At 43.4% G+C, this 25,312-nt stretch carries 18 protein-coding genes and 1 pseudogene; 8 read left to right on the forward strand and 11 right to left on the reverse strand.

Annotated elements, in window-relative coordinates:
* Window positions 1–118: 118 nt before the first annotated feature.
* The gene (greB, locus tag DPF90_RS08315; protein WP_114785874.1) at window positions 119–613 is read left to right on the forward strand and encodes a transcription elongation factor GreB; all 495 of its coding nucleotides are present in this window, start codon (window positions 119–121) and stop codon (window positions 611–613) included.
* Between the two features lie 37 nt (window positions 614–650).
* On the opposite strand, the gene DPF90_RS08320 is transcribed toward greB, so the two are convergent.
* Complete coding sequence (locus DPF90_RS08320; RefSeq protein WP_205395178.1) at window positions 651–2,561, reverse strand: putative ATP-dependent zinc protease; 1,911 nt, start codon at window positions 2,559–2,561, stop codon at window positions 651–653.
* Window positions 2,562–2,770: 209 nt separating this feature from the next.
* Between DPF90_RS08320 and DPF90_RS08325 the strand changes: the two genes are divergently transcribed.
* A complete protein-coding gene (locus DPF90_RS08325; RefSeq protein ID WP_114785876.1) occupies window positions 2,771–5,080 on the forward strand; it encodes a Tex family protein in 2,310 nt (769 codons plus the stop codon).
* 59 nt (window positions 5,081–5,139) lie between these two features.
* On the opposite strand, the gene DPF90_RS08330 is transcribed toward DPF90_RS08325, so the two are convergent.
* Both DPF90_RS08330 and bioH read right to left on the reverse strand, forming a co-directional pair.
* Window positions 5,140–5,607, reverse strand: coding sequence for an ATP-dependent Lon protease (locus tag DPF90_RS08330; RefSeq protein ID WP_114785877.1), 468 nt, complete (start codon window positions 5,605–5,607; stop codon window positions 5,140–5,142).
* 111 nt (window positions 5,608–5,718) lie between these two features.
* Window positions 5,719–6,516: a pimeloyl-ACP methyl ester esterase BioH gene (bioH, locus tag DPF90_RS08335; protein WP_114785878.1), complete on the reverse strand. Its 798-nt coding sequence runs from the start codon at window positions 6,514–6,516 to the stop codon at window positions 5,719–5,721.
* Window positions 6,517–6,578: 62 nt separating this feature from the next.
* On the opposite strand from bioH, the gene DPF90_RS08340 reads away from it, so the two are divergent.
* From DPF90_RS08340 to cysQ, 4 genes are all read left to right on the forward strand, one after another.
* Window positions 6,579–7,304, forward strand: a complete 726-nt coding sequence (locus DPF90_RS08340; protein WP_114785879.1) for a phosphoribosyltransferase family protein — start codon at window positions 6,579–6,581, stop codon at window positions 7,302–7,304.
* Between the two features lie 72 nt (window positions 7,305–7,376).
* Complete coding sequence (nfuA, locus tag DPF90_RS08345; RefSeq protein WP_114785880.1) at window positions 7,377–7,964, forward strand: Fe-S biogenesis protein NfuA; 588 nt, start codon at window positions 7,377–7,379, stop codon at window positions 7,962–7,964.
* Window positions 7,965–8,094: 130 nt separating this feature from the next.
* Complete coding sequence (nudE, locus tag DPF90_RS08350; protein ID WP_114785881.1) at window positions 8,095–8,643, forward strand: ADP compounds hydrolase NudE; 549 nt, start codon at window positions 8,095–8,097, stop codon at window positions 8,641–8,643.
* Window positions 8,644–8,670: 27 nt separating this feature from the next.
* Window positions 8,671–9,498, forward strand: coding sequence for a 3'(2'),5'-bisphosphate nucleotidase CysQ (gene cysQ / locus DPF90_RS08355; RefSeq protein ID WP_114785882.1), 828 nt, complete (start codon window positions 8,671–8,673; stop codon window positions 9,496–9,498).
* Between the two features lie 25 nt (window positions 9,499–9,523).
* Here cysQ and recG read toward each other — a convergent pair whose 3' ends face one another.
* The 5 genes from recG to gmk all read right to left on the reverse strand — a co-directional run bounded on the left by recG (window position 9,524) and on the right by gmk (window position 15,624).
* The gene (gene recG, locus DPF90_RS08360) at window positions 9,524–11,602 is read right to left on the reverse strand and encodes an ATP-dependent DNA helicase RecG (RefSeq protein ID WP_114785883.1); all 2,079 of its coding nucleotides are present in this window, start codon (window positions 11,600–11,602) and stop codon (window positions 9,524–9,526) included.
* A 102-nt stretch (window positions 11,603–11,704) separates the two neighbouring features.
* The gene (trmH, locus tag DPF90_RS08365; protein WP_114785884.1) at window positions 11,705–12,388 is read right to left on the reverse strand and encodes a tRNA (guanosine(18)-2'-O)-methyltransferase TrmH; all 684 of its coding nucleotides are present in this window, start codon (window positions 12,386–12,388) and stop codon (window positions 11,705–11,707) included.
* 60 nt (window positions 12,389–12,448) lie between these two features.
* Window positions 12,449–14,572, reverse strand: coding sequence for a bifunctional GTP diphosphokinase/guanosine-3',5'-bis pyrophosphate 3'-pyrophosphohydrolase (gene spoT, locus DPF90_RS08370; RefSeq protein ID WP_114785885.1), 2,124 nt, complete (start codon window positions 14,570–14,572; stop codon window positions 12,449–12,451).
* A gap of 39 nt (window positions 14,573–14,611) precedes the next feature.
* Window positions 14,612–14,884, reverse strand: a complete 273-nt coding sequence (gene rpoZ / locus DPF90_RS08375; RefSeq protein ID WP_006957184.1) for a DNA-directed RNA polymerase subunit omega — start codon at window positions 14,882–14,884, stop codon at window positions 14,612–14,614.
* A gap of 116 nt (window positions 14,885–15,000) precedes the next feature.
* On the reverse strand, window positions 15,001–15,624 hold the full coding sequence (gene gmk, locus DPF90_RS08380) for a guanylate kinase (RefSeq protein ID WP_114785886.1): 624 nt from the start codon (window positions 15,622–15,624) through the stop codon (window positions 15,001–15,003).
* Between the two features lie 314 nt (window positions 15,625–15,938).
* Between gmk and DPF90_RS08385 the strand changes: the two genes are divergently transcribed.
* Window positions 15,939–17,606 carry a hypothetical protein gene (locus DPF90_RS08385; RefSeq protein WP_114785887.1) on the forward strand — a complete coding sequence of 556 codons (1,668 nt, stop codon included), beginning with the start codon at window positions 15,939–15,941 and terminating at the stop codon, window positions 17,604–17,606.
* Between the two features lie 318 nt (window positions 17,607–17,924).
* Here DPF90_RS08385 and DPF90_RS08390 read toward each other — a convergent pair.
* The 3 genes and pseudogenes from DPF90_RS08390 to DPF90_RS08410 form a co-directional block, all read right to left on the reverse strand.
* A pseudogene (locus DPF90_RS08390) lies at window positions 17,925–18,681 on the reverse strand (IS3 family transposase).
* A 395-nt stretch (window positions 18,682–19,076) separates the two neighbouring features.
* Window positions 19,077–22,073 carry a sulfatase-like hydrolase/transferase gene (locus tag DPF90_RS08400; protein ID WP_114785888.1) on the reverse strand — a complete coding sequence of 999 codons (2,997 nt, stop codon included), beginning with the start codon at window positions 22,071–22,073 and terminating at the stop codon, window positions 19,077–19,079.
* Between the two features lie 1,476 nt (window positions 22,074–23,549).
* Window positions 23,550–24,416, reverse strand: a complete 867-nt coding sequence (locus DPF90_RS08410; protein ID WP_114785890.1) for a YicC/YloC family endoribonuclease — start codon at window positions 24,414–24,416, stop codon at window positions 23,550–23,552.
* 179 nt (window positions 24,417–24,595) lie between these two features.
* Between DPF90_RS08410 and rph the strand changes: the two genes are divergently transcribed.
* A complete protein-coding gene (rph, locus tag DPF90_RS08415) occupies window positions 24,596–25,312 on the forward strand; it encodes a ribonuclease PH (protein ID WP_114785891.1) in 717 nt (238 codons plus the stop codon).

Genomic DNA, 25,312 nt, shown 5'->3' on the forward strand with positions numbered 1-25,312 from the left:
CGACTAAAATGTAACACCCTTTAGTAAAAAGTAGTCAAAAGAATTGTTAATGATTATTACCTTTTTGATCCTTTTTAGCTAATGTATATGCCAAGATCAACCAAGCAGTATTGAAGCAATGAAAACAAACTTGATCACCCGTGAAGGTTTCCAGCGATTAAAAGATGAACTTGATTTTTTGTGGAAAGAAGAGCGCCCAGAAGTGACCAAAAAAGTCACTTGGGCGGCTGGGTTAGGCGATCGCTCCGAAAATGCGGATTACCAATATAACAAAAAGCGCTTACGAGAAATTGATCGACGGGTTCGCTACCTTAGAAAGCGTTTAGAACAGGTTAAAGTCGTTGACTATTCGCCTCAGCAAGAGGGAAAGGTTTTTTTTGGAGCATGGGTGGAAGTAGAAAACCAAATGGGCGAAGTGAAAAAGTTTCGTATTGTTGGCCCGGATGAAATTTACGGCGATGCAAAGGACTATATTTCGATTGATTCACCCATGGCGAGAGCGCTACTCAAAAAAGAAATTGATGATGAAGTGATGGTAAGAACCCCTGAAGGGGAGAAAGAGTGGTTTGTAAACAGGATTGATTATAAGGCTGATGGCGTCACCCCTAGTTAGAATACCGCCGCGCAGCTGTGCGGCGGTAGAGCATTGATTATTTCTCGTAATCAGGCTTGTCTGTCACCATATAGTTGGTTTCACTAGAGACCATTACACCATGTTTTAGGAAGTTTTTGCCTAAAATCATGCTGTAATGAAAGCGGCTGCGATCTTGAAGGTTTACTCTCACTCTCTTTTCCAAGTTACCGAGTTTTACTTGCATTTCAACCACAGGTCTAACATTGGCTTTCTCCCCTTTTTTGGCCTTAATTCGCATCGTATCTACGACGGGCTTGGTAAAAGTTTTACTCATGCCTGCGTCGTTTTGATAGGTAAAGCTAACCATGTCTTGGCCATCTTTTCTAAATTGCTTGATATTTAAAGCGTTTATCGAGCTGACATCCGCGCCAGTATCAAGCTTGACCGGAAAAGATATACCTTCGACTTGCGCAACTTCAATATGGCCAGCTTTAAAAATTGGGTCATTCTCCAGTAGATTATCTGACCGTGTGTTTAAGAATACGCCACCTTTGGCGATGTTATGACCCAATACAAAAAAGGGCTGTTGATGCTTATCTTTATCTAGGATATCCAGAGCAATATTCATTGGTTGCGCTTTACTGCCAAGCTGGACATCTCCTTCAATCACTGGGCGTACGGAGTCACCTACTTTGAGCTTTTTAATCACAGGTTTTGTGATTCTTTCCGCTTTCCCTGTCTCTGTTGGTAGATAGAAAGTCACCACTTCTTTTTTATCCTTTTCAGTGATCTCGAAACTTTCTACGCGAAGTAAAGGGGTTTTAACCGCAAAAGTTGGGTAGGCAGGCAGACTAATATTATCCAGTTTGATGGATTCTTGCGGCGAAATCACCAGAGGGTCAGATTTTAAAGCGGCACTAAATGACTTGTTGCCTTGAAGTAAATTCTCTTTGTCAGTGTCGATAACAAAGTGCTGGCTTGCCAAATCCTTACCAATTCTAATTTGCGAGCTGAACTTACTCCGGTCGCGCAAATAGACCAACCAATTTTGGTTATGCGTCTTATCTATTGTGACGGGTAGGTAAACCAAAGGACGTTCACCACTGCTGGTTTTCAGCATCCGAACTAAAGGCAAGCTCATGGTTTGACGCTGTTTATTCTTTCCTTCCAGAACAAACGATACTTGCTTATTCTTCTTGTCTACTTGGATGTTTAGTGCATGGGCGCTGGTATAGCGAGCTGTGGTTGAAATGCTGGTTTTATAGTGAATGTCAGAGATGGTGACTATGTCCTTTTTGCCAATCATCTTTGCATTGAGCTGCTCTTGAAGGTAGTTATATCCGGCTAGCACCCAAGCATTGTTGTTAAGGTAGGTTTTGCCAATTAGGATTGGAGCTGAAAAGTGAGAACGGTCAGTTAAATTAACCAAAGTCTCTACTTTCTTGTTCGCTATCGTCAAAGGTAGTGTTATTGCAGGGCGTAAAATAGGTGCTTGGCTGGTGCGGCTGCGGATAACACTTAACTTCTCCAGCTTTTTATCGACGGGTATTGTCTTGCCTGTTATAGGGTTTGGTATCTCAAAAGTGACGTGGACTTGATAGGCATCAAAGCTGTCGTCATCCCAGCTTGCTGCGGCAAATTTTTCAGCATCCCAAGTTCCATCGGTACCAATTAAATCACCGAAAACTGCCCACATAAGTTGGTCATCTTGATACTTTTTAAACTTAGGGTTGTTGCTGTATAAGTGAACATTTTCTGCGTGAATGGAGGTGCTATCAGCACCAGTATCAATTTTGCCAGCAAAAGGTACCTGAGCAAGCTCAGAAATATCACTGAAGTAGACGTTTTCGACTCGGCCTAATACAGGTTTGTTATCGAGCTGGTAAATAGGGCTTTGTGTGGTGGCTGCAAGGACTTGCTGCCAGGTCAATGGGTTGGCAAGTAAAGCCACCATTAGCACTAAGGCCGAAGACAGTTTCTTCATCATAGTTTCCCGTAGATTATTAAGCGCAAAGGTATGTTCTAATACTCAGAGGTGATCTGCTTTCAGTTGTTCCAGTTTTGACATAAATCTGCTGGATGTCTATCAGGAGTTGGTAAATTTTACTCAACATAGTTAAAAACATTGCAAATTCTGTATAGAACCCCAATGTTCTACGGATAAATCCCATCACTAAGAATGAAGAGAATCACCGGATGAGCCAAGCTATCTGCCAAATGATTGCTCAAGAACTTAATGTTCGTCCTGAGCAAGTAACTGCTGCTGTTGACCTAATTGATGACGGCAATACCGTCCCTTTTATTGCCCGATATCGAAAGGAGGCGACAGGTGGTTTGGATGATACCCAATTACGTAATCTAGATAGCCGGCTCGCTTACTTAAGGGAACTAGAGGATCGCCGTCAGACCATTCTAAAGTCGATTGAGGAGCAAGGTAAACTCACCGACCAATTGGCTAAAGATATTCACCAAGCGGAGAGTAAAACCCGTTTGGAAGACTTGTATTTGCCTTTTAAACCTAAACGTCGAACTAAGGGACAAATTGCAATTGAGGCGGGCCTTGAGCCATTGGCAGACACACTGTGGAATCATCCTGAACATGATCCTGAGCAACAAGCCTCTGACTATATTGATTTGGAAAAGGGTATAGCAGATACCAAAGCGGCGCTTGATGGTGCAAGAGCCATCATCATGGAACAAATCGCAGAAGACGCCGACCTGCTGGAAAAAATACGTTCATATCTCAACCGTCACGCAGAACTCGAATCGAAAGTTGTTGAAGGAAAAGAGCGCGAAGGAGAGAAGTTTAAAGATTACTTCTCACACTCTGAGCCTTTAAATAAAGTGCCTTCTCATCGCGCGCTTGCCATGCTGCGTGGTCGTAATGAAGGCTTTCTTACACTGACCATGAATGCGGACCCTTCGCAAGAGCAAGGTGCTCGTCAGTCTTATTGTGAAACCATTATTGCCGATCATTATGGTATTACTCTAAGCGAGGCCCCAAGTGATGGCTGGCGTAAGCAAGTGATCAGCTGGGCGTGGCGCGTGAAAGTGTCAATGCACATGGAAACTGAGCTCATGGGTGCGATGAAAGAACGAGCAGAGGTTGAAGCAATAGAAGTTTTTGCTACTAACCTTAAAGACCTTTTAATGGCAGCGCCTGCTGGTCCTCGAGCCACCTTAGGATTGGATCCAGGCTTGAGAACCGGCTCAAAAATCGCTGTGGTAGATTCAACAGGTAAAGTGCTAGCGACGGATACCATTTATCCTCACCCTCCGCAAAAACAATACGATAAGTCGGCTCAGGTTGTCGCCAAATTAGTCGAAAAGCATCAAGTCGATTTGATTGCGATTGGCAATGGCACCGCATCGCGTGAAACCGATAGTTTCGTTGCAGATCTTGTGAAACGTCATAATCTTAAAGTGCAAAAAATTATGGTTAGTGAGGCTGGAGCGTCTGTGTATTCGGCTTCTGAGCTGGCAGCCAAAGAGTTTCCTGATTTGGATGTTTCACTTCGAGGGGCGGTTTCGATTGCTCGCCGCCTGCAAGACCCCTTAGCTGAGTTAGTAAAAATCGACCCTAAGTCTATTGGTGTGGGCCAATACCAGCATGATGTTAGTCAATCTATGTTGGCGAAACGCTTAGACGCTGTGGTTGAAGATTGTGTGAATGCTGTTGGTGTTGACGTCAACACAGCTTCGCCTGCGCTGTTGAGCCGAGTGGCAGGTTTGTCTAGTACGATTGCACAAAACATTGTCGACTTTCGCGATCAACATGGTCGATTTGAGGCGCGCACTGTGCTTAAAAAAGTCGCTCGCCTTGGGCCTAAAGCTTTTGAGCAGTGTGCGGGCTTTTTACGTATTATGGGAGGTAAAAATCCATTGGATGCCTCATCGGTTCACCCAGAAGCGTATCCTGTAGTCAAAGTCATTGCAGAAAAAAACGCCAAGAAAGTGGATGCGCTGATTGGCGACACTCACTTTTTACGGGGGTTGCATGCGATTGACTACACTGATGCGCACTTTGGCCTGCCTACGGTAACTGACATTATCAAAGAGCTTGATAAACCTGGCCGAGACCCTCGCCCAGAGTTTAAGACGGCAACTTTTGCCGATGGTGTTAATGCGGTGTCCGATCTTGAGCCGGGAATGGTATTGGAAGGTGTTGTGTCTAATGTGGCCAACTTTGGTGCTTTCGTTGACATCGGTGTGCATCAGGACGGTCTAGTGCATATTTCGGCATTAACCGATCGCTTTGTTTCTGATCCAAGGGAGGTGGTGAAAGCAGGCGATATCGTTAAAGTCAAAGTGATGGAAGTCGATGTTCAGCGCAAGCGTATCGGTCTATCCATGCGCCTTACCGATGAGCCTGGGCAAGATAACCGCTCACAACGTGCGGCACCAGCAAATAAAAAACAGGGCCGTACTCCGGCCCGCAGTAATGAATCATCAAATAATGCGATGGGCGGCGCTTTTGCTGCCGCTTTTGCCAAAGCGAAAAAATAACGCCGAGGCCGATACAAACCCCCGTACACGGGGGTTTTTTATTAGTATCAAGCGTTTTATTACAACACCGCTATGACATCCGAAGGAGTGTTTGGTGCAACCGCATCGCCATAATGAAATTTGATGATGGTTCTGCGTTTGGCCATTCTCCCTTCGGTGATCGCTGCATCAATAATGTACCTTGGTAACCGAAAGCGCATTGCGTAGCCTTTGCCTTGATCCTTGCTGTAGCTATCTAGAGCAATTAGCTTGAAAATCCTGTCGAGAGTATCGTTAGGGTTCTCATGATAAGTCGGCTTCACTTCTTCTTCACTGGCTTCATAGCTAGGATGCTCGGCTGGATCCCAAGAAGATTGTTTTCGCCTTTTATCGTCCGCTTTAACTTGGCGCTCTGCGTTACTTTTGGTTAATGCCACCGTAGGGTTGACGGGCTCGCGAACCTTGTTGTCTCGTGCAACCTGTTCGGTTTGCACATTAACCGATGGAGCGATCAGCGGTACGCTTACGTTCGTAGGTGATACGAGCATTGCTTAACCTCCTCACGCTCAGTCAACAACGCATAATAAAACAGCGTTTTCTTGACTTAGTTACTTATCGGCTTACTTGATTAAAATTTTAGCTTATTGATTGAATTATTTTTATTTTGCCTTGGCGAAGTGAATGACCTTTTGGCAAAACTGCTCATTTTCTGTGATAAAGGGGGCATGTGAGGAAGCGCTAAATACATGACTGTCACTTATCGGCATGAGTGCATCGACCTCTGTTGCCACTTGCTTGGGAACTAAGCCATCTAAGCGACCATACAAACGAAGGGTTGGAATATCTAACTGTTTGAGAAGGTGCCTGTGATCGATGCTTGAGAGCAGCTCTAGGCCAGCAATGAGTGACTCAGTATTGGGTAGTGGCCTAGATAATACCGCTTGTTTAAGGCTTTTGATATCTTGACGCGCAGAAGGACTGCCCATTGCCTGCAAGGCCATAAACCTCTCGATTGTGAGTTTGAAATCATCGACTAATTGCTCAGTGAAATTGTTGAGCACTTTGGGCTGTATTCCTTTCCATTGTTTGTGCGCAGAAAACTTTGGTGAGCTGGCAACCGTGATTAATTTAGCGATATGCTCGGGGTGTTGTAAGGCGATGTGTGTAGCAATTAAGCCGCCCAGAGACCAGCCGAGCCAGGTCGCGTTCTTCGGCGCCTCGGTCAGAATTTGCTGACTCAAGTCTTCTAAGGTGTTAAACGTGAGATGATTGCTGTGGCCAAAACCGGGCAGGTCAATAACATGAACTCGAAAATGTTCACTTAACTGCTCGGCAGTTTGATGCCAAACCGCCCCATTCATTCCCCAGCCGTGGATAAGAATCAAGTCACTGCCTTGACCGCTACGTTGCCAGTATGGCGCTGCGTGTTTGCTCTCAGTTTGTACCACGTTTTTCATCCTTAAGATTTCATTTAAACGGCTAAATTATCCTGACTACTGATTTGGCAGGCGCAGGGCATATGTTAACCGATTGGATTGGTAAATACACAGCTTACCTGTTACCTAAACATTGCGACTTATGTGGCTTACCTATTGAGAAGCCGTATTCACATCCCATTGTGTGTCGTATCTGTCTGGATAATATGACTCGTCAGTCTCGTTGTTTACGTTGTGGGCTTATCGTTCCGGTCAAAGTAGAGCAATGTGGGCGCTGTCTTGTCTCACCGCCTCCTTGGTCGCGCTTGTATTGTGTCGGTGACTATCAACACCCGCTGGCAAGCTATATCCATCGATTAAAATATTCTGGACAATGTTGGCATGCGAAAACGCTGGCTTTACTCCTTACTCCTCATCTTAGGGAAAAACCTGACTTGATTACTTTTGTGCCACTGCACTGGCAGCGATTTTTATATCGAGGCTATAACCAAAGCCAGCACTTGGCTTGGGAAATTAGTCAATCTATGCAGGTCAACTGTTGTGGCATTTTTCGCAAAGTTAGAGCAACAGTGCGCCAACAAGGTATGACTAAACAGCAAAGAAAACGCAATGTCAGGCAGGCTTTTAAGCTGCATCTCCCCATTAATGCTGAACATGTCGCCATTGTTGATGATGTTCTAACCACGGGAAGTACAGTTGAACCTTTGTGTGAACTTCTTACTCAGCATGGAGTGAAAAGGATTGATATATATTGCATTTGTCGAACCTCCGAACCAAGGGATAAGCTAAGTGGTGCGAATTTGATCTAAAGGGCTAGATCTTGCAGAAATCAGGAGTAAAATGAGAGGTAAATAGCCTACAAAATTACTCAGGTATTCGTCGTGTCAAATTCTATTACTATTACTGAAAATGCCCAGCAGCACTTTGCTAACCTATTAAGTCAGCAACCTGAAGGTACAAACATTCGCGTGTTTGTGGTAAACCCTGGTACTCAGAATGCCGAGTGTGGCGTTTCTTATTGCCCAGTGGAAGCCATTGAATCTTCGGACACAGAAATTAAATATCAAAGCTTCTCTGCGTATATTGATGAACTAAGCTTGCCTTTTCTTGAAGACGCCGAGATTGACTATGTGACCGATAAAATGGGCTCTCAACTGACCCTAAAAGCCCCCAATGCTAAAATGCGTAAGGTGGCAGATGATGCGCCATTGCTTGAGCGTGTTGAGTATGCGATTCAAACCCAAGTTAACCCTCAGTTAGCTGGGCATGGCGGACACGTCAATCTGGTTGAAATTACTGATGATGGCGTTGCTATTGTTGCCTTTGGGGGGGGGTGTAATGGCTGTTCTATGGTTGACGTAACTCTTAAAGAAGGCATTGAGAAAGAGCTGTTGCAGCAATTTGAAGGCGAATTGACAGCGGTTCGTGATGCGACAGAACATGATCGCGGAGAGCACTCTTACTACTAAATAAACTTGGCTCAGTAAGAAAAATCAATTGTCTTGATTTGAAAGGTTGGAGATAAAGTCAGCCTTTTTTGTTTTCAAAACTATTTGTTTTCTCATATATTAGTGGCTTAACCAGACTAAGGAGTAGTGAGTGGCTAAGCAAAACCTTCCCATCATCCTGAGTAAACAGACGGTAGCAAAGTCTAGGCTATTTACTGTTGAGACGCTTGATTTACGTTTTAGTAATGGCGTCGAGCGAACCTATGAGCGAATGAAACCCAGTGGTCGAACGGCGGTTATGATGGTGCCGGTGACAACAGAAGGGGACTTATTGCTAGTTAGGGAATATGCCGCAGGCACTGAGTCTTATGAACTGGGTTTTCCAAAAGGCCTAGTGGATCCCGGGGAACTACCCATTGATGCTGCAAACCGAGAGCTCAAAGAGGAGATTGGTTTAGGAGCTAATAAACTTACGCCGCTCAAAGATGTTGTCCTCGCTCCTTCTTATTTTTCGAGTAAAATGACCTTGTTTATTGCAGAAGATCTATACTCAGAACAATTGGAAGGTGATGAACCAGAGCCCTTGGAAGTGATTCGTTGGCCACTTTCTCAAGCAGAAGAGCTTCTTACTCACCTCGACTTTAGTGAAGCGCGCAGTATAACAGCGTTATTACTTGCTCTACGTACCCTAAAACCATAACCAATGTAGAGCCTTGAAGGATTAATTATGCCAATGACCGAAGACTTTTCTCAGCATTTGCCAGCCGTGATTGATATCGCTCGGGCGGCGGGCCAGTTAACACTTGATATCTATCAGAAAAAAGACTACCAAGCCTATACTAAAAATGATCAGACTCCAGTGACAAGTGCCGATATTGCTGCTCATAAACTGATACTGGAAAAGCTCACCGAGCTTACTCCAGAGACGCCTGTACTCTCTGAAGAGGATGCGGATGTTAGCTTAGAGAAAAGGTCGAATTGGCATCGCTACTGGTTAGTTGACCCCTTAGATGGGACTCAGGAGTTTATTGCTCGCAGTGGTGACTTTGCCACCATAATCGCGCTGGTGGAAGATCACAGGCCGGTTATGGGAGTGGTTTATAGTCCAGTATCAGGCGTCACTTATTATGCCTACAAGAATAAAGGCGCGTGGAAGATCCCTGATATGGATGAGAGCCTGCGTATTAATACGCTGCATCATGAAGGGCAAGCCGATTCAATTGCGATGGCAATAAGTCGCAGGCAAGACATTAGCCGTATTACCAGCCGAATGAACAGTCGATGGAATTACGACCTGGTTCCACTCGGATCTGCAGCCCTGAAAGCTTGTCTGGTTGCAGAAGGGGCTGTTGATTGTTATCTGCGCCTTGGGCCTACTGGTGAATGGGATACAGCTGCGACTCAGTGCATTGTTGAAGAAGCGGGAGGACGCATATTAAGTACCCAACTTGAACCGCTTTCCTATAATGAGCGAGAAACATTAGAAAACCCGAATTTTATTGTGCTTGGCGATCAGAGCCTGCCTTGGGATGAAATCTTACAAGTAAAAGACTGATCTACATTGCTTTAAGTACCCTAGATTAGGCCTTGGAGTAGATATCTCTCTCGCCAAGCCAGCGTTCAATAATTGCACTTGCGTTTTCTGGGTAGTTATCATGAATATGACGCGCGACGCGCTGAACTTCGGGAATTAAGTGCTGATCTCTCACTAAATCTGCGATTTTAAAATCGGCAATGCCAGTTTGTTTGGTGCCGAGTAACTCTCCTGGCCCGCGAATTTCTAAATCGCGCTGTGCAATCACAAATCCATCGTTACTTTCTCTAAGCACGCCCAAGCGCTTTTGTGCCGTTTTCGATAAAGGCGAGTGATATAACAAAACACAGTGACTGGCGACACTGCCTCGACCAACTCTTCCTCGCAGCTGATGAAGCTGAGCTAAACCTAAACGCTCTGGGTTTTCAATAATCATTAGGCTAGAGTTTGGTACGTCGACACCAACTTCTATTACCGTTGTCGCAACCAATAAGTGCAGTTTGTTATCCTTGAAATCCTGCATGACTGACTGTTTTTCTGCTGGTTTCATCCGGCCGTGGACCAAACCAATTTTTACCTCGGGTAATTTTGCTTGTAATTCTTGAGCGGTGTCTTCTGCTGCTTGTGCTTCGAGTACTTCTGATTCATCAATTAGGGTACAAACCCAATAAGCTTGTTTGCCTTCATTGAGACATGCATTGCGCACCCTTTCAACAATCTGGTCGCGTTTGGTGTCAGGGATGGCGACGGTTTGAATAGGGGTTCTGCCTGGGGGGAGTTCATCAATCACAGAAGTTTCCAGATCGGCATAGGCTGTCATCGCTAGAGTGCGGGGGATCGGGGTTGCGGTCATAATGAGCTGATGAGGGTATGCACCTTGCTTTTGCCCTTTTTCTCTCAGTTCAAGGCGCTGATGTACACCAAAGCGGTGTTGCTCATCAATAATCACCAGCGCTAAGTTATGAAAATTTACCTGCTCTTGAAACAAGGCGTGGGTGCCGACGACCATTCGAGCTTGGCCGCTGGCAATATTTGCCAGCTCCGCTTGTTTGACTTTACCTTTGAGTTTTCCGGCCAGCCAACCCACCTCAATGTCCATTGGCTCAAGCCATTGTTTAAAATTAATCGCATGTTGTTCTGCCAGAAGCTCAGTTGGAGCCATAAGAGCGACTTGATAATTATGCTCAAGCGCTCGCAGTGCAGCGAGTGCTGCAACCAAGGTTTTCCCAGATCCCACATCACCTTGAACCAGACGCATCATAGGGTGAGGCTTTTCTAAATCTTGTTCAATTTCCTTTACAACTCGTGACTGTGCGTGAGTGGGAGAAAAAGGTAGCTGCTGCAACAGCTTTTGTTTTAGTCCTGTTTTTTCAGACAGAGGGAAAGCGGTGTCTTTCTGACTTTTACTTCTTACTGATAGCATGGAGAGGTTTTGCGCCAATAATTCTTCCATGATAAGGCGAATTTGTGCTGGATGTTTACCTTGATCGAAGGATTCCAGATCTATATTTGGAGTGGGCCTATGTATGATATGCAGCGCTTGGTTTAAGGAGATTTGTTGATCGTATAGCCCAGCCGGTAAGAGCTCTTGTACCGCTGTCTTGTTAAGCAATTCCAGAGCCTGATCGGTTAAACTACGTAGCGTAAGCTGGCGCAGACCGTCAGTCGTTGGATAGACTGGGGTCAGCGTCTTTTCAAGCTTGGTGACTTGGTCAGATGCATAAAATTTGTAGTCTGGGTGAATGATTTCCAGACCCGTGCTCCCTCGCTTTACTTCGCCATAAGCGTGGACTTGCTTGCCTTCACTAAAGTTATTTTTCATTGCGGCAGTGAAATTGAAAAATCTTAGTGTAATCGTCCCATTACCATCACTGACCTTTACTGCCAGCATGCGGCGTTTCCCAAACAAAGTGTCGGCACTCATTACCTTGCCTTGAACACTAGCCCACAAACCAGGATGCAGTTTGATGATAGGGTAGATGCGTGTTCTATCCTCATAGCGATGGGGGAGGTGGAAGAGCAAGTCTTGAACTGAGTGAAGACCCACTTTTGATAACTTTTCTGCGACTTTCGCTCCAACACCAGTCAGAGAAGTTAAGGAAATGGCAGAGAGTAATTGAGACATGACACAGCTCGGTACATTATTTACTGGCTAATCGACTTTACTAGTTAACCACTGAGCTGTGTTTTTGTACAGGGAAACTTAGGTCCCGTGCTGTGTTTTGCTTTATTTTTGCTGCATCTCTCGCCACCATTCTTCACTTGCGATTGCCTCGCCCTGTTCATCGATAAGTGGATAAGGCAAGCCTTTGCGCTTGGCAACTTTGGCTAGCACAGGGTGGCCGCGTTCAAACAAAACTTTTTGCACAGTATTTTCAGTAATTGGATTGGCTGGGTTGTCATATAAACCCGCAGCTTGCCTCTGGCGCTGAGCTTCATACATGATAACGGCACTGGCAACTGACACATTGAGTGATTGCACCATGCCCAACATTGGAATAATGATATCTTGATCGGCGAGCTGTTTGGCTTGCTCTGATGCCCCCATTTTTTCGCCACCCAGAATGATGGCAGTCGGTTTGGTGTAATCAATATCGCGAAAATCGACCGCGGTTTCCGATAAATTGGTGACTAAAACCTGCATATTTTGCTGTTTAAGTACACTCACGGCGTCGTTAATCGTGTCGTGAGTTTCTACTTCTACCCAGTTGCGAGCTCCCGCTGATGTATGACTGAGTGTGCGCATTGCATTTGGCCAAACGGCATGTATTTTATGGATAGCGGTGGCATCGGCGCTGCGAATTACGGCTGAGACATTGTTAGGTTTATGGACTTCTTCGAGACAAAATGTCAGGTCAGTCTGGCGTGACTGAAGGACTTGTTGAATCCGTTGGTAACGTTCTAAGTTCATAGCGATATATGTGATTTAAGCCCTTGAGCCAGTAAGCTCAAGGGCATAGTTAAGACGAGGTTAGTTTTTGCGACGTCGCACCTTAAGGGCATGAGGCATGGCTTTAATTTTGCGCATTATGCCAGCAAGATGGACCCTATCCTTGGTAGTGAGCAGAACAGTGACTGTGTATAAACGACCGTCTTTCTCTTCCGTTGATAGTCCGTGAATATTCGACCCCGTTTTTGAGATAACATTAGTCAGCTCGGCAAGAACGCCTTGACGATTTTGCACATCCACGTATAACTCGGTTATAAACTCTTGCTCATAATCATCAGACCATTCTACCGCCATGTACTTATCAAGCTCTTTTTGATAGCCACGTACGTTTGGACAAGTTTCTCTGTGTACAACCAAGCCTCGCCCTGGTGATACATGGGCAATGATATGGTCATCCGGTATCGGATGGCAGCAGTTAGCAAAGGTGAGAAGTAATCCTTCCGCGCCGCGTATTGGCAACTTCTTCTTCGGTTTACCACCTTCTGAAGGCTGGGCTTCTGTGAGCTCATCGGTATCACCTAGTAGCCTGCGCGCAATCACTATGCTCATCAACTCACCCAGGCCAATGTCTGCCAATAGATCATCGACGTTATCGATTTTTAACTCAGACAATACATGCTGGATATTCTCTTCACGAATATCTGATAGAGACAAATCACCTAGAGCGTGATTGAGTAAACGGCGACCAAGGGTGATGGACTCTTCGCGGCGCATTGTTTTGAGTACTTGGCGTATTTTGGTTCGAGCCCGTGATGTAACCACATAGTTTAGCCAAGCTGCGTTGGGACGAGCTCCAGGTGCGCTGATGATTTCAATTGCTTGACCATTTTTGAGCGATTTACTCAAAGGATAAGGGTTGCGATCCACTCGTGCTCCGACACAGGTATTGCCCACGTCGGTGTGAACAGCGTAGGCAAAATCGACAGCGGTCGCACCCACAGGTAGCTCAACAATACGACCTTTGGGGGTAAACACATAAATTTCGTCTGGGAAGAGATCCGATTTTACGTTTTCGATAAATTCGAATGAGTTACCCGCGCTTTGCTGTAATTCCAGCAGGCTTTGCATCCAGCGCTGAGCTTTAATTTGTGCTGTGGTACCAGAGCGATCGCTGTTGCCTTTATAAGACCAGTGTGCTGCGACCCCTTTGTCTGCCATTTGGTCCATATCTTCAGTGCGGATCTGGACTTCAACAGGCACACCATGAGGGCCAACCATAGAGGTGTGAATGGACTGATAACCATTCGCCTTAGGCACGGCTATGTAATCTTTCATTCTCCCAGGACGCGGTTTATACAGGCTGTGAACTTGTCCTAGAACGCGATAACAGGTGTCGGCGTCAGAGACAACGACTCTGAATGCGTAGATATCCATGATGGTGTGAAAGCGTTGTTCTTTGGTCTTCATCTTGTTGTAGATGGAATAGAGGTTTTTCTCTCGACCAAACACTCGTGCTTTGAGACCAACTTCTTCGAGGCGGCCTTCAATTTCATCATGTATGCGCTGAATCATCTCTTTACGGTTACCGCGCGCCGATTTCACAACGGCTTTTAGCACGCGATAGCGATTTGGATACAAGGCTTCAAAGCCTAACTCTTCGAGTTCAGTTTTGATGTTATGGATACCCAAACGATGAGCAAGTGGTGAGTATATTTCTAGGGTTTCTCTGGCAATACGACGTTTCTTGTCTGCTCGAAGCGCCCCTAAAGTGCGCATGTTATGGGTTCTGTCGGCAAGCTTGATAAGGATGACACGGATATCTTGCACCATGGCAAGAACCATTTTACGAAAATTTTCTGCTTGCGCTTCTTTACGATCGCGAAACTTGAGCTTATCAAGTTTCGATACCCCGTCGACCAGCTCAGCAACGGTCGCACCAAATTGATTTTCTAAATCTTGTTTGGTTGCGGCAGTGTCTTCGATGACATCATGCAGTAGTGCGGCTTGTAGCGTTTCAATATCAAGGCGCATTTCAGCCAGAATTCGCGCCACGGCGACAGGGTGGATAATATAAGGTTCGCCACTTGAGCGAGTTTGCCCTTCATGGGCATCTTTCGCTACCACATAAGATTGACGCAGAGCCTCAATTTGAGGCTCTGGTAAGTATTCTTGGGCAACGTCTTTTAAGCTGTCGAATAAATACAAACTTTAGGCCCGGAAGATAGTTATTAGAAGAGTATCAGATTAGCGACTGTGTGCAATACTGCTTACAGCTGCTAGCTCTGCTGCTTCTTGTTCCTGTTGCTCCTGACGCTCTCTAGCATCAAGAATTTCTTTAGTGATTAGGCCTTCTTCAATTTCGCGTAGAGCGATAACCGTCGCCTTATCATTCTCCTCTGGCACTAGTGAATCTTTACCACCAGTTTGCATTTGACGAGCGCGGCGAGCCGCAATAAGAACTAGGTCGAAGCGGTTGCCAACTTTTTCAACAGCGTCTTGAACAGTTACGCGTGCCATGAGAACTCCAAATTAGTTAACTAAAAATTTTGTATGACGAGAAATTATACAGTCTCTATGTTCTCAGTGTCTAGTAGCCACTGAGAGTAATTAGTGATAAACCACCTATAGGCGGCTTAATCTGCTAAAAGTGCATCAAGCATCACCTTATATTTGGCGGCTTGTTTGTCTTGTTTTAATCTTTCTGCTCGAATGATTGCCTTAAAATCGATAAGTGCGTTATCGAAATCGTCGTTAACAATCACATAGTCATATTCGGTATAGTGAGAAATCTCAGACTTTGCTTCTGCCATACGCTTTGCAATCACAGCTTCACTGTCTTGCCCGCGAGCATTGAGTCGACGCTCCAACTCATCATCTGAAGGTGGTAAGATAAAGATACTCTGAGCACCAGGCATTTGTTTACGGATTTGCTGAGCACCTTGCCAATCGATATCCAGGAAGACATCAATACCTTTATCTAAATTTTCTTCAATCCACAGGCGTGATGTTCCATAGTAGTTGCCAAACACTTCAGCGTATTCAAGAAAAGCGCCTTGCTCGATCAGTTCTTCGAAGGATTCTTTTTGCACAAAGTGATAATGAACACCGTCTTGTTCACCTGGGCGCATGCCACGGGTCGTGTGTGATACTGACACCTTCATGGCATAGGTCGGATTGGTCTCTAGCATGGCAGAAATCAAGCTAGATTTTCCAGCCCCGCTTGGTGCAGATACGATGTAAAGAGTGCCTTTTCCCATGGGTACGTTCCAAATTTGTTTCTATTTTGTCTGCTTTACGCTGACATCTTAAAGATAGCACTGACCGTGAGAAATCACTGAAGTGATTAAGTTTCAGTCAGAAAAAGGGAGCCGAAGGTTAGCATAAGTTGTTTGTTTGGAACAAGCATTCGAGGTGGCCGATATTGCCTAGTGTATTTGAAGAGTCGATATTCTAGTGAAAAACTTCTCAGGTTTAAGGCAATATCAGAAAAAACACCTAGGATTATAAGGAAAAATTGTTGATTTTTTTGACAACAAATTTGAGTTAGATCTAATCATCCAAGGGAGAGTAAGTGTTGTTAAAGCGAATTTTTTTGGTAGTAATGCTTGGTTTTCCTGTAGGTGTCGGAGCAAATGGTGATTCTTCTACCGTCAATGTGGCCGATGCTAAGGCTTGTGAGAAAGAGGCACGTGCATGCCCTAGCAATCAAGGGTCTGATATAAAGAAGCCTGAACAAGGGTATTACCAATATCTACTCAATCAATTTAGACAGGTGATCCCGGGAGAAATGGATGGTTTTGCCGCTGTGGTTAAAGGAGCCAACCATAGCCGTTTTCCCTACTGGTATCTCAATGATAACTTTATCTTCAATCAATACACCTATGATTACATCAGCGCGCGCGTTCTGCCTGATAAAGCTTACGGAAGTGCTGAGCTGCTTGAAGGAAAAAGCTTTAATCATGCTTATTTACAGGTGATGTCTGCTATCTCCTATGGTTTGAATGAGCAAACAAAGCAGCAGTTAGCGGAGCATCAAAAAGAGCTAGAAACGCTTGCCAGTGAGCTAGTTGATGTTTACGAATACGCGTTTAATCCGATTGCCCCCGAATACATAGAGAAAGCGAATCAAGCGCTTGAGCCTTACAAAGGCACTGTTGAGACCAAACTCGACTATGTTGTCGATTATGCGGTTGCATTTAAATGGAGCGGGCATGCAGCAAAAGACAAGCCGCCAATAGCATTTTCCAAGCTTGCAGATGCGAACAACTTAAGCCAAGTTTTACCGGAGATGCCAGCCTCCGGTGCAGGGGTGTTGCAAAAGCTCGGCTTGTACTTGCATTCCTATCAGGTGATAAGCGCGATTAGTAATGGCTTTCAGCACAATTCTTCAATGCTTAAGGCTGCAATCAGCAACCTACAGTCACCTATTCATGACTCTGGTGGAATCAAAACCTTTAACCCAGTTGATGGTAGTGAGTCGAAAGATTATCAACCCAGATATGATATTGGTATTTCACTTGCCGATATTACAAACTCGTTGAATAGCCCCGATCGAACGCTCGGTTTAACACTGTATCTTGATCCAGAGAAGGCTAAATCAGCGCAGCAAGCCTTAGCTGGGAGTCTAGTTTTTGTTGATGATGTAGGGCGGTCGGTTGATCTAAATTCACTCGCTAAAGCAGAGCCGATAAAGATAGAGATTAGCTATCAAGGTTATGTTTATTTACCAATTAAAAAAGACAGCTTGAGCTCAGATGGGCAGTCTGGCTGGTATTTTAATGACCCTATCTGGCAGTCAATCCAGAATCAAGGCCAAGATGAAACTGGATATCAACTGATATACAAACCACCTTTTAACCTTGGTTGCCATAATCAAGGTGGTAATTTAGCTGAACTAACAGGCGTGCTAATTGCCAACTCTCCTAAAGTAATGATTACTTTTGAAGGTGCTGCTAAGGCATTACCAAGCCTTTTTGTTCAAGGCTCTGGCATCGGCAAGATTCAATTTGACTCTCAAGGCCCTAGCCTTGGAGTTGGACAGCGCAGCTATCGCTATCGTATTACCGATGGTAAAAATGGCCAGAAGAGCCTAACTTTCACATCCGATAATCAGAGAGAGCCTGACTCTCAGGCGAGTACTCTAAAAGCCAGCGTTCCGTTAGGGCTAAGAATGGCAGAGGTGCTATTGGTGACTTACAAGTACCCAGCCGAACAAGGGAATAGAGCTTGCCAAATATAGCGAATCAGCTCTAGGTTGCAATGGTTTGACCTAGAGCTGGTTTTTATCTTTATTCAATATTTTGGTTCTGCTCTCGCATCAATTTCTTACATATAATTAATATCAAAAAGATAGGTCACCAATAAAAATCCGAAAGAAAAAAGGTAACCAAATTGGTAACCACCTTTGAAAGGATTCCCATACCAAGTCACTAACCTCTAGCAACGCGCCGCTCACCGCAAGTAGACTATCACCCCAATATCAACAAGCAGAAGGCCAGTTTGGAGTAACATAATCTTGAGCTTTGTTTCACTATGCTCAGTGAATCGCCACCAGTTCTTAGACACTCAGCAGCCTTTTCTCATATCGGCTTTCATACTCTATCGGTAATAGCTGACCATTAAAATCATGACGTCATTTGCTGTTGTAAAACAGCTCTATGTATTCAAAGATATCACTGCGTGCATATTCTCGGGTTGCGTAAACCTTATGGTAGATCCTTTCCCTTTTCAGTAATTGGAAAAAACTCTCTGCAATTGTACTGTCGCGGCAGTTACCTCGTCGGCTCATACTTCCTTTTAGGCCATGAATCTCTTAAAAAGGATTACCAATCATGGCTTATATACTGACTTCCCTGAACGATATGTACGACAACCTCTGATTCAGGATTGTGCCCCCATATAGCCATGAGCAAGGCATTTAGCACCAGTTCCTTTGTAATACGAGACTGTATTGGTCATCCAACCACTCGCCTAGAGAACAGGTCAACAACAACGCCTAAATACAGCTAGCCTTCATGGATTTTGATATAGGTAATATCTGTTACCCATGCCTTCTTAGGCGCTGGTACGTTGAACTGCTGCTGAATTCGATTCGGTGTGACAATATAAACCCTCCCGCTTGCCTAGCGTGTATTCCTGTAGCCAACCTGAGCCTTTAACCCAGCTGAATCAGGGCCGTACTTCTTGATCCAGGCATAAAGACAGTGAGTTGTAACATCGAGCCGTTTAGCTACATCAGCAACGCTGTAGCCTCGGTCAGTGACCTGTTTAACCGTTTCGATTTTGAACTCTTCGGGATAACGTTTGTTGCTCATAAGCACCTCTTTAAAAGCCATTTTCTATGGCTGAAAGGTCTCTAGAAAAATGGTGGCGATTCAAACATCGACCCAAGTAAAGGTTCCGCTGTTGGCTACGTTGCTAAATACATTGCGAAGAGACGATCGTTCACTACAAAAATTACTATAACAACTTCTGTTTAGGCCTAGCCAAAAGCGGATATTGATACATTCCTGACTAGGTTCTAACTAATGACCCTTTCGATACAGGCTGTGTAAAAACAGCTAGTAGAGCAAGAACTTGATCAAGAGCACATAAAAAATGCGAACGAGAACTGCCTGGTTTGGATTAGTTCAATCTTGTTTGAGGCGAAGATCTAATGAAGTATAACGCTATTTAAGCAGAATAATATACATTCTCGAATCAACACATGTTATTCACAGGATATTTTTTTTAAGTCCAAATCATCAACATACAACCCATAAACAACATTTAGATAATCACAAATAATCCCCTCTTCACCTTTACTATTTTCAAAACCAATATTAAATAAATAACTTTTAACACCTATTTCCTCTAGAGCTAAAAGCTGACCAATATGATTTTTTAGATCACTCTTACTTAGCGCCACATGCTTAATACCACTATCCTTAATTTTATCGATATCTCCATGTATATTTCGAATAAAATTCCACGACGGCATGGCTGAAAACACTCCTAATTTATTTGCCTCAATGATGGCATCCCATGTAAACAGTTCCATAATAAGCCTTTCTTTAAACGGAAAGCTTTCAACAACTTTTTGAGGGCTATTGATTTTGTCTGTCACCAATATGGAATCATCATGAATTTCAAACCATTGTGAGATATCTTTCATCGAAAGCGGCTCATATTTCCCATACAATAGGTGCTTTTTGAATTCATCGAGAGTTGGAGGTAAAGCCCCTTTGTAATTGCTAATAGTCTTCCACTCATTCCAGTCATGAGCAGCTACAAGGTAGCCATCTGAAGTTTCCAGCAAATCAAGTTCAAACAGCTTAAATCCTTTTTTATAAAACAGATCCAAGGAATCTTTTGAATTTGTATACGTAATTCCATCTATAGCACCGCCCGCATGAGCTATATATCGTTCAGCGTCAAGAAACTTAGTCTTATAACCTGTAGCATAACGTTGCTGGCTTTTATCCTTAAGTGTATGATGAATAACGATGTCATACACTTTATATTTAAACTTATCAGAAAATAGTGCTAAGAATATTTCGCCATATCTTTTTAACGAAGATTTTAATGAAGTTCCATCAAAAAAATTACTCTTAGTTGCAACAATTCTACTATTATATAATTTCTCTAAAGATGAAATCATATAATTCGAACTAATAGAATAATAATCCAGAGAGTAACTAGGATGCTCTAAAATCTTGACCTTATAAAAGTCTTCAATTTTTTTCTTTGTTTGACTATATTTTTCGAATGGAAGATATATTTCTTTATCCAATAATACATATGAATCTTTATCAACTTTATTTAAAAGCCACCTCTGAGTGGATGATAGAACACCTGCCGCATTCATTTTATCAATATCATTCTGATAGGAGTTCCCAGATACTTTTACACTATATAACTCAGTGAACTTATCCTTGGTCAAACGTTTTCCAGAATTATATTCACCTATTTCAGGGTTCACACCTAGGCGCCCTAAAGCATAACAAGTACCATCTTCTCGGAATACATCATCAAATACATAATTTAATTCAAGACACTTATCTACAATAAGGTAAGCATCCTCTTCATCTAAAGATGCTATTCGTCTTAAAAGAGAACTTGGATCATCCTTATAATATGGATATACAATCGAATCTTTAGAAAATTTAAATAAAACAGGAATGCTGTATTTCTTCCCACCTATAACCACTTTTCCTTTATCAAAAACCACATCATTATCAGACTTTGGTAACTCCCAAAGTTTCAGAAACTCACCTCTATTTTCCCTCAATATATCCTCTACATTATCCTTCTTGGCAATTGATTCATTCTTACTTAGCAAATCAACACCCAGACCAATTCTTCCATCTATACCCATAATATGAAGAAGTGTTGTCCCAATATCTAATTGAGAACCAATAGCATCAATCCCTCTTCCCTTTCTTCCCTTGGTACTAGAAGGTAAGTTTACAAAGAACAAGTTTTGTCTTTGAACTTCATTAAAGAATGAAAGCGACTGCTTACCCATGCCAATATGATCAGAGGCTACAACAACAATTGCATCCTTCGTCTTCGAATTGGCCCTTATTTGATCAATAAAATTTGAAATCAGATAACTTGAGCATGAAATAGCTGCCAGTATCGAAGGACTAACATCAGTATCAATATTATCTTCACACTTTTTAGACACATACCCATCAGGAAAGTGAGTATCTATTGTTGATATGAAAAGAGCTGTTTTACCTAACCCCACATCATTTTTAAAAATACGATACGCTTCATCTAACAAGGTATCATCATAAACACCCCAGTGATGCATATCATAACCAGGATTTTTTTCCTCAAAATAACTCTTTCCTTTAACAGAGACAAATCCGTGCTGCTCAAAAAACTGCCTAATCCCAGAAAAATCCAAACTTGACCCCTGGATATATGACAAGTTGTATCCATAGTCTTTTAATATATCCCCAAGACAAATTGCAGCCGGATAAAATTCATCTACTTTACCAAGGGTGTTACCTCCGGATGGATGGGTCAATGGTATCCCACACAATGAAGAGACCATTCCAGCAATCGTCCAACTGGAATCTTCAAGCTGCTTTATGTTTTTAAAATATATACTATTCTTTTCCCAGTTATTGATTTCTTTCACATATGGATAATATTTATCGGAAGTCAAGTATGTGCGTTCAAAACTTTCCGCAAATATAAATATTAAGTCAGGAAGGTCTTCTTTATTAGTACCATCAATAATTTGATTAGTCTTATCTTTTTTTTGACTTATCCCAAAATTAAGCTGATCAGTTCCCCCTTCGCTATAAACAAAGAACTGATAAAACTCCTTGCCAACCGGGTTAGTTAAAATAGACAAAAAGACCAAAGATAACGAAAGATACTTAGCACCAAACACTACCTTTACAGTAGACTTGCACACTCTCTCAAATAAAAGCAATAAGAACAATAAGAACAATAAGAACACAAAAAAAGCCATCATCCCTAACGCAATAATATTACCACCTTCTATATCGCCAGCATAAAGAAAATGATAAACAAACGAGCTATTTACCCCCTCCCCTAATACATATATAACAGCCCCTTCTATAGCTAAAAGGAGACTGCTTATGAAAAACAAAAATCTAAAAAAACGCACTTCTTTCTTATTTGAAACAAACAAACGAAAAACAAGTGACATAAAAATAAAAAAAGCAGAAAATAATAAAAAAATCACCAATCCACCTTATAAATATTAGAAAAATAATTATTCCAACCTAAGTATTAAAGTATAGATTTAAAACCTAAAGACAGGAATTTTTACAAAATAAAAAACAAACTACACAATAATATGCAAACTAGCACTTTAATAGAAAAACTCCTCCCATTCTAGTTATTTTCATATACTTGTAAAGTGAATATATGAAATGCGGAATGATTGTATGGCTACCGGGGTTTTAGATTATAAGCACAACCCTTATGGTTGAGAGGCGATAGGTGGTTGACCGATATAATTGATGCGCTTTTCCCAAAGTCGAAACGGACCATCATGCTATATCAGTAGTTGATTAAAGTAAAAATAATAGAATCAGTCCCTCTTGCGCAAGAATTTACACCTTTCGCTATAGTCAAAACAATGAATGTTCATCACTACACAGCACCTCAAGAGTTGAGTAAAAATTATATTAGAAAGGCCAAAGATCCAGACCAAGCTCACCATCAGACATTGATACGAAGAAAGAGTGCTTTAAAGTACAGGATACCTGCCAATACTATCGAGTATGTTGAACTGAAGCTTTCTCTGGAGTGAAGTCCGGAACAGATCTGTGGTTTATGTGATCTTATGAGTATGTCTGTCAGCCATGAATGGACCTAGCGTTATGTTGCAACAGATAAAAGATGGCAGCAACTTGTATAAAGTACTGTGCCAAAGCCATAAGCGGAACCGCAGAGGAGTGACAGCGAATATTGCGCGATACCTAACCCTCGCTCCATAAATGAGCGTCCTTCTGAAGTTGAGATATGAGAGTGCTTTGGTGATCAGGAGATGGATACAATTTTAGGCAGTCAAGGGACCAGTGCTTTGGAGATCCTGACAGAGAGTAAGAGTCGGAGGTACTAGCTCGTAAGTTGGGGGCAAAACGCGCCGTAGATATCACGGATACGGTGATTCATATGCTTAATCCCTGTGCGGATTACGTCAATACGAACACAGCAGAGAATGGTTCTGAATTCGTCGAGCATAAGCCATTGCTAAAGCCCAGGATGCTGAGGCGTATTTTGCCCACCCATACTCATCATGGGAGCGAGGGTTGAATGAAAAGCGTTTAAACATACCAAGAAAGTGTCTTGGATTCAGATGGTCTGAAGTTGTCTTTCGAGAACACCTTCAGACTGCATAGGGGAGCGTTGCACTTCGGAATGAACTTTGCGCTAAGCTAAAGTTGACGAGTTTCATTGAAAGGCGTCGGGTCAAAAGAGACTCGAATACTTTCGTGCTGCTCTATGAGAGCTCGTGGCTCGTAGAATTTCTTACCATTCCTTTTTCGGCGGTATAAACCACCGCCGAACGACTCTCGGGTATTTGCGCGTATAAGCTTGTTCTCAAATTGGTAACCATTAATATAAAAGAAGCTGACATATTAGCAAAGGGCTAGAAACAATAAAGCCCCATAATACAGGGCCTTAGAAAGAGCATGCAATACAGAAAAAATCATTCAATATTTTGGATCTGCTCTCGCATCTGTTCGATAAGAACCTTTAGCTCAACGCCTGAGGCTGTGATATCTGTGCTTATCGATTTAGATGCCAAGGTGTTGGATTCGCGATTAAACTCTTGCATCATAAAATCTAAGCGTCGGCCGCAAGCGCCACCTTTTTTAAGGATATTGTTTGCTTCTTTTACGTGCGAATCGAGGCGATCTAGTTCTTCCGCTACATCAGACTTTTGCGCAAGAAGGATAAGTTCTTGTTCGACACGAGAAGGGTCAAGTTCGACCTTAGCTTCTTCAAACTTTGAGAACAAACGCTCGCGTTGCCACTCGATGATTTCTGGCATTCGAGCACGCACTTTGATGACTTCTTCTGTGATGGCCGACAAACGCTGCTCAATTAAGGCTTTCATGTTGTCGCCTTCACGACCACGAGCTTCAATGAACTCGCTTACAGCGTCGTCAAATGCAGCCAGTAAGTCTTTGTTAATCGCATCCATGTCCTGTTCAGAGGTTTCCATAACCCCTGGCCAATTCATGATTTGAAATGGGTTTAATCGGTTGTCATCGCCTGTCATTGTCATCACTTGCTTGGCGGCATTGATCACTTGGTTGGCGAGAGTTTCGTTGATGCTAAGCTCGCCTTTGGCGGCAGGGTTAGCTTCAAAACGTAGGGCACATTCTACTTTTCCGCGTGCTAGGCGCTTTCTAAAACGTTCGCGCAGAACAGGCTCTAGGCCACGAAATTGCTCAGGTAGTCGAAAGTAGGTTTCTAAATAACGTTGGTTGACGCTGCGGATTTCCCATACTGCGCTGCCCCATTCACCTTTTACCTCTTTACGAGCATAAGCGGTCATACTGTAGATCATCGAATTTTCCTGTCTTAATCATCTGTGAAAATAACGCGTGGCAATAGTAGCAGAATAAGCGAGATTTGGTATCGCTGAAAAATAGGGTGCTTTTCCAGCACTGAGCTTTCTGCTAGAATCTCGCCCTAATCTGATTCGTCTTCCCCCTATCTATAGATAGACAACTAAGGTAGATGCCAATGCGTCCAAACGATCGCAAGGCGGACCAAGTTCGCCCAATTAAAATCACTCGTAATTACACGGCTTATGCTGAAGGCTCAGTTCTGGTTGAGTTTGGCAATACGAAAGTATTATGTAATGCGACCGTTGAAGAAAATGTACCTCGCTGGCTAAAAGGTCAAGGCAAAGGCTGGGTGACGGCTGAATACGGTATGTTACCTCGCTCGACGCACTCCCGCATGCGCCGTGAAGCGGCGAGTGGAAAACAAGGTGGCCGTACCATGGAAATTCAGCGCCTGATTGCACGTAGCTTAAGGGCTGTGGTTGATCTTGAATCTATGGGCGAAATTATGGTGACTGTCGATTGTGACGTGATTCAAGCCGATGGTGGAACGCGCACGGCTGCTATTTCAGGTGCCAGTGTTGCTATGGCTGATGCATTCCAGCATTTAGTCGACGGTGGTAAGTTGAAAGCAAACCCGATGAAAGGGCATGTTGTTGCGGTTTCTGTCGGTATGCTTGGTCAAGATGTATTGTGTGACCTAGAGTACGTTGAAGACTCTGCTGCTGATACCGATATGAATGTGGTGATGACAGAAGATGGCCGCATGATTGAGGTGCAAGGCACCGCAGAAGGTGAACCTTTTAGCCATGATGACTTGATGAAATTACTCGAGTCAGCAAAAACGGGGATTTGCGATATTGTCGCCGCGCAAAAAGCGGCGTTAGAGCAGTGA

Origin of the sequence: Vibrio tetraodonis, assembly GCF_003350295.1 — a bacterium.
Taxonomy (GTDB): Bacteria; Pseudomonadota; Gammaproteobacteria; order Enterobacterales; family Vibrionaceae; genus Vibrio; species Vibrio tetraodonis.

Bases quoted from the DNA above. Each gene is read 5' to 3' on its own strand.
- rph (WP_114785891.1), top strand. From the start codon at position 24,596: ATGCGTCCAAACGATCGCAAGGCGGACCAAGTTCGCCCAATTAAAATC.
- DPF90_RS08340 (WP_114785879.1), top strand. From the start codon at position 6,579: ATGTTAACCGATTGGATTGGTAAATACACAGCTTACCTGTTACCTAAA.
- DPF90_RS08320 (WP_205395178.1), bottom strand. From the start codon at position 2,561: ATGATGAAGAAACTGTCTTCGGCCTTAGTGCTAATGGTGGCTTTACTT.
- rpoZ (WP_006957184.1), bottom strand. From the start codon at position 14,884: ATGGCACGCGTAACTGTTCAAGACGCTGTTGAAAAAGTTGGCAACCGC.
- bioH (WP_114785878.1), bottom strand. From the start codon at position 6,516: ATGAAAAACGTGGTACAAACTGAGAGCAAACACGCAGCGCCATACTGG.
- DPF90_RS08330 (WP_114785877.1), bottom strand. From the start codon at position 5,607: ATGCTCGTATCACCTACGAACGTAAGCGTACCGCTGATCGCTCCATCG.
- gmk (WP_114785886.1), bottom strand. From the start codon at position 15,624: ATGGGAAAAGGCACTCTTTACATCGTATCTGCACCAAGCGGGGCTGGA.
- DPF90_RS08410 (WP_114785890.1), bottom strand. From the start codon at position 24,416: ATGATCTACAGTATGACCGCTTATGCTCGTAAAGAGGTAAAAGGTGAA.
- DPF90_RS08325 (WP_114785876.1), top strand. From the start codon at position 2,771: ATGAGCCAAGCTATCTGCCAAATGATTGCTCAAGAACTTAATGTTCGT.
- cysQ (WP_114785882.1), top strand. From the start codon at position 8,671: ATGCCAATGACCGAAGACTTTTCTCAGCATTTGCCAGCCGTGATTGAT.
- recG (WP_114785883.1), bottom strand. From the start codon at position 11,602: ATGTCTCAATTACTCTCTGCCATTTCCTTAACTTCTCTGACTGGTGTT.
- greB (WP_114785874.1), top strand. From the start codon at position 119: ATGAAAACAAACTTGATCACCCGTGAAGGTTTCCAGCGATTAAAAGAT.
- trmH (WP_114785884.1), bottom strand. From the start codon at position 12,388: ATGAACTTAGAACGTTACCAACGGATTCAACAAGTCCTTCAGTCACGC.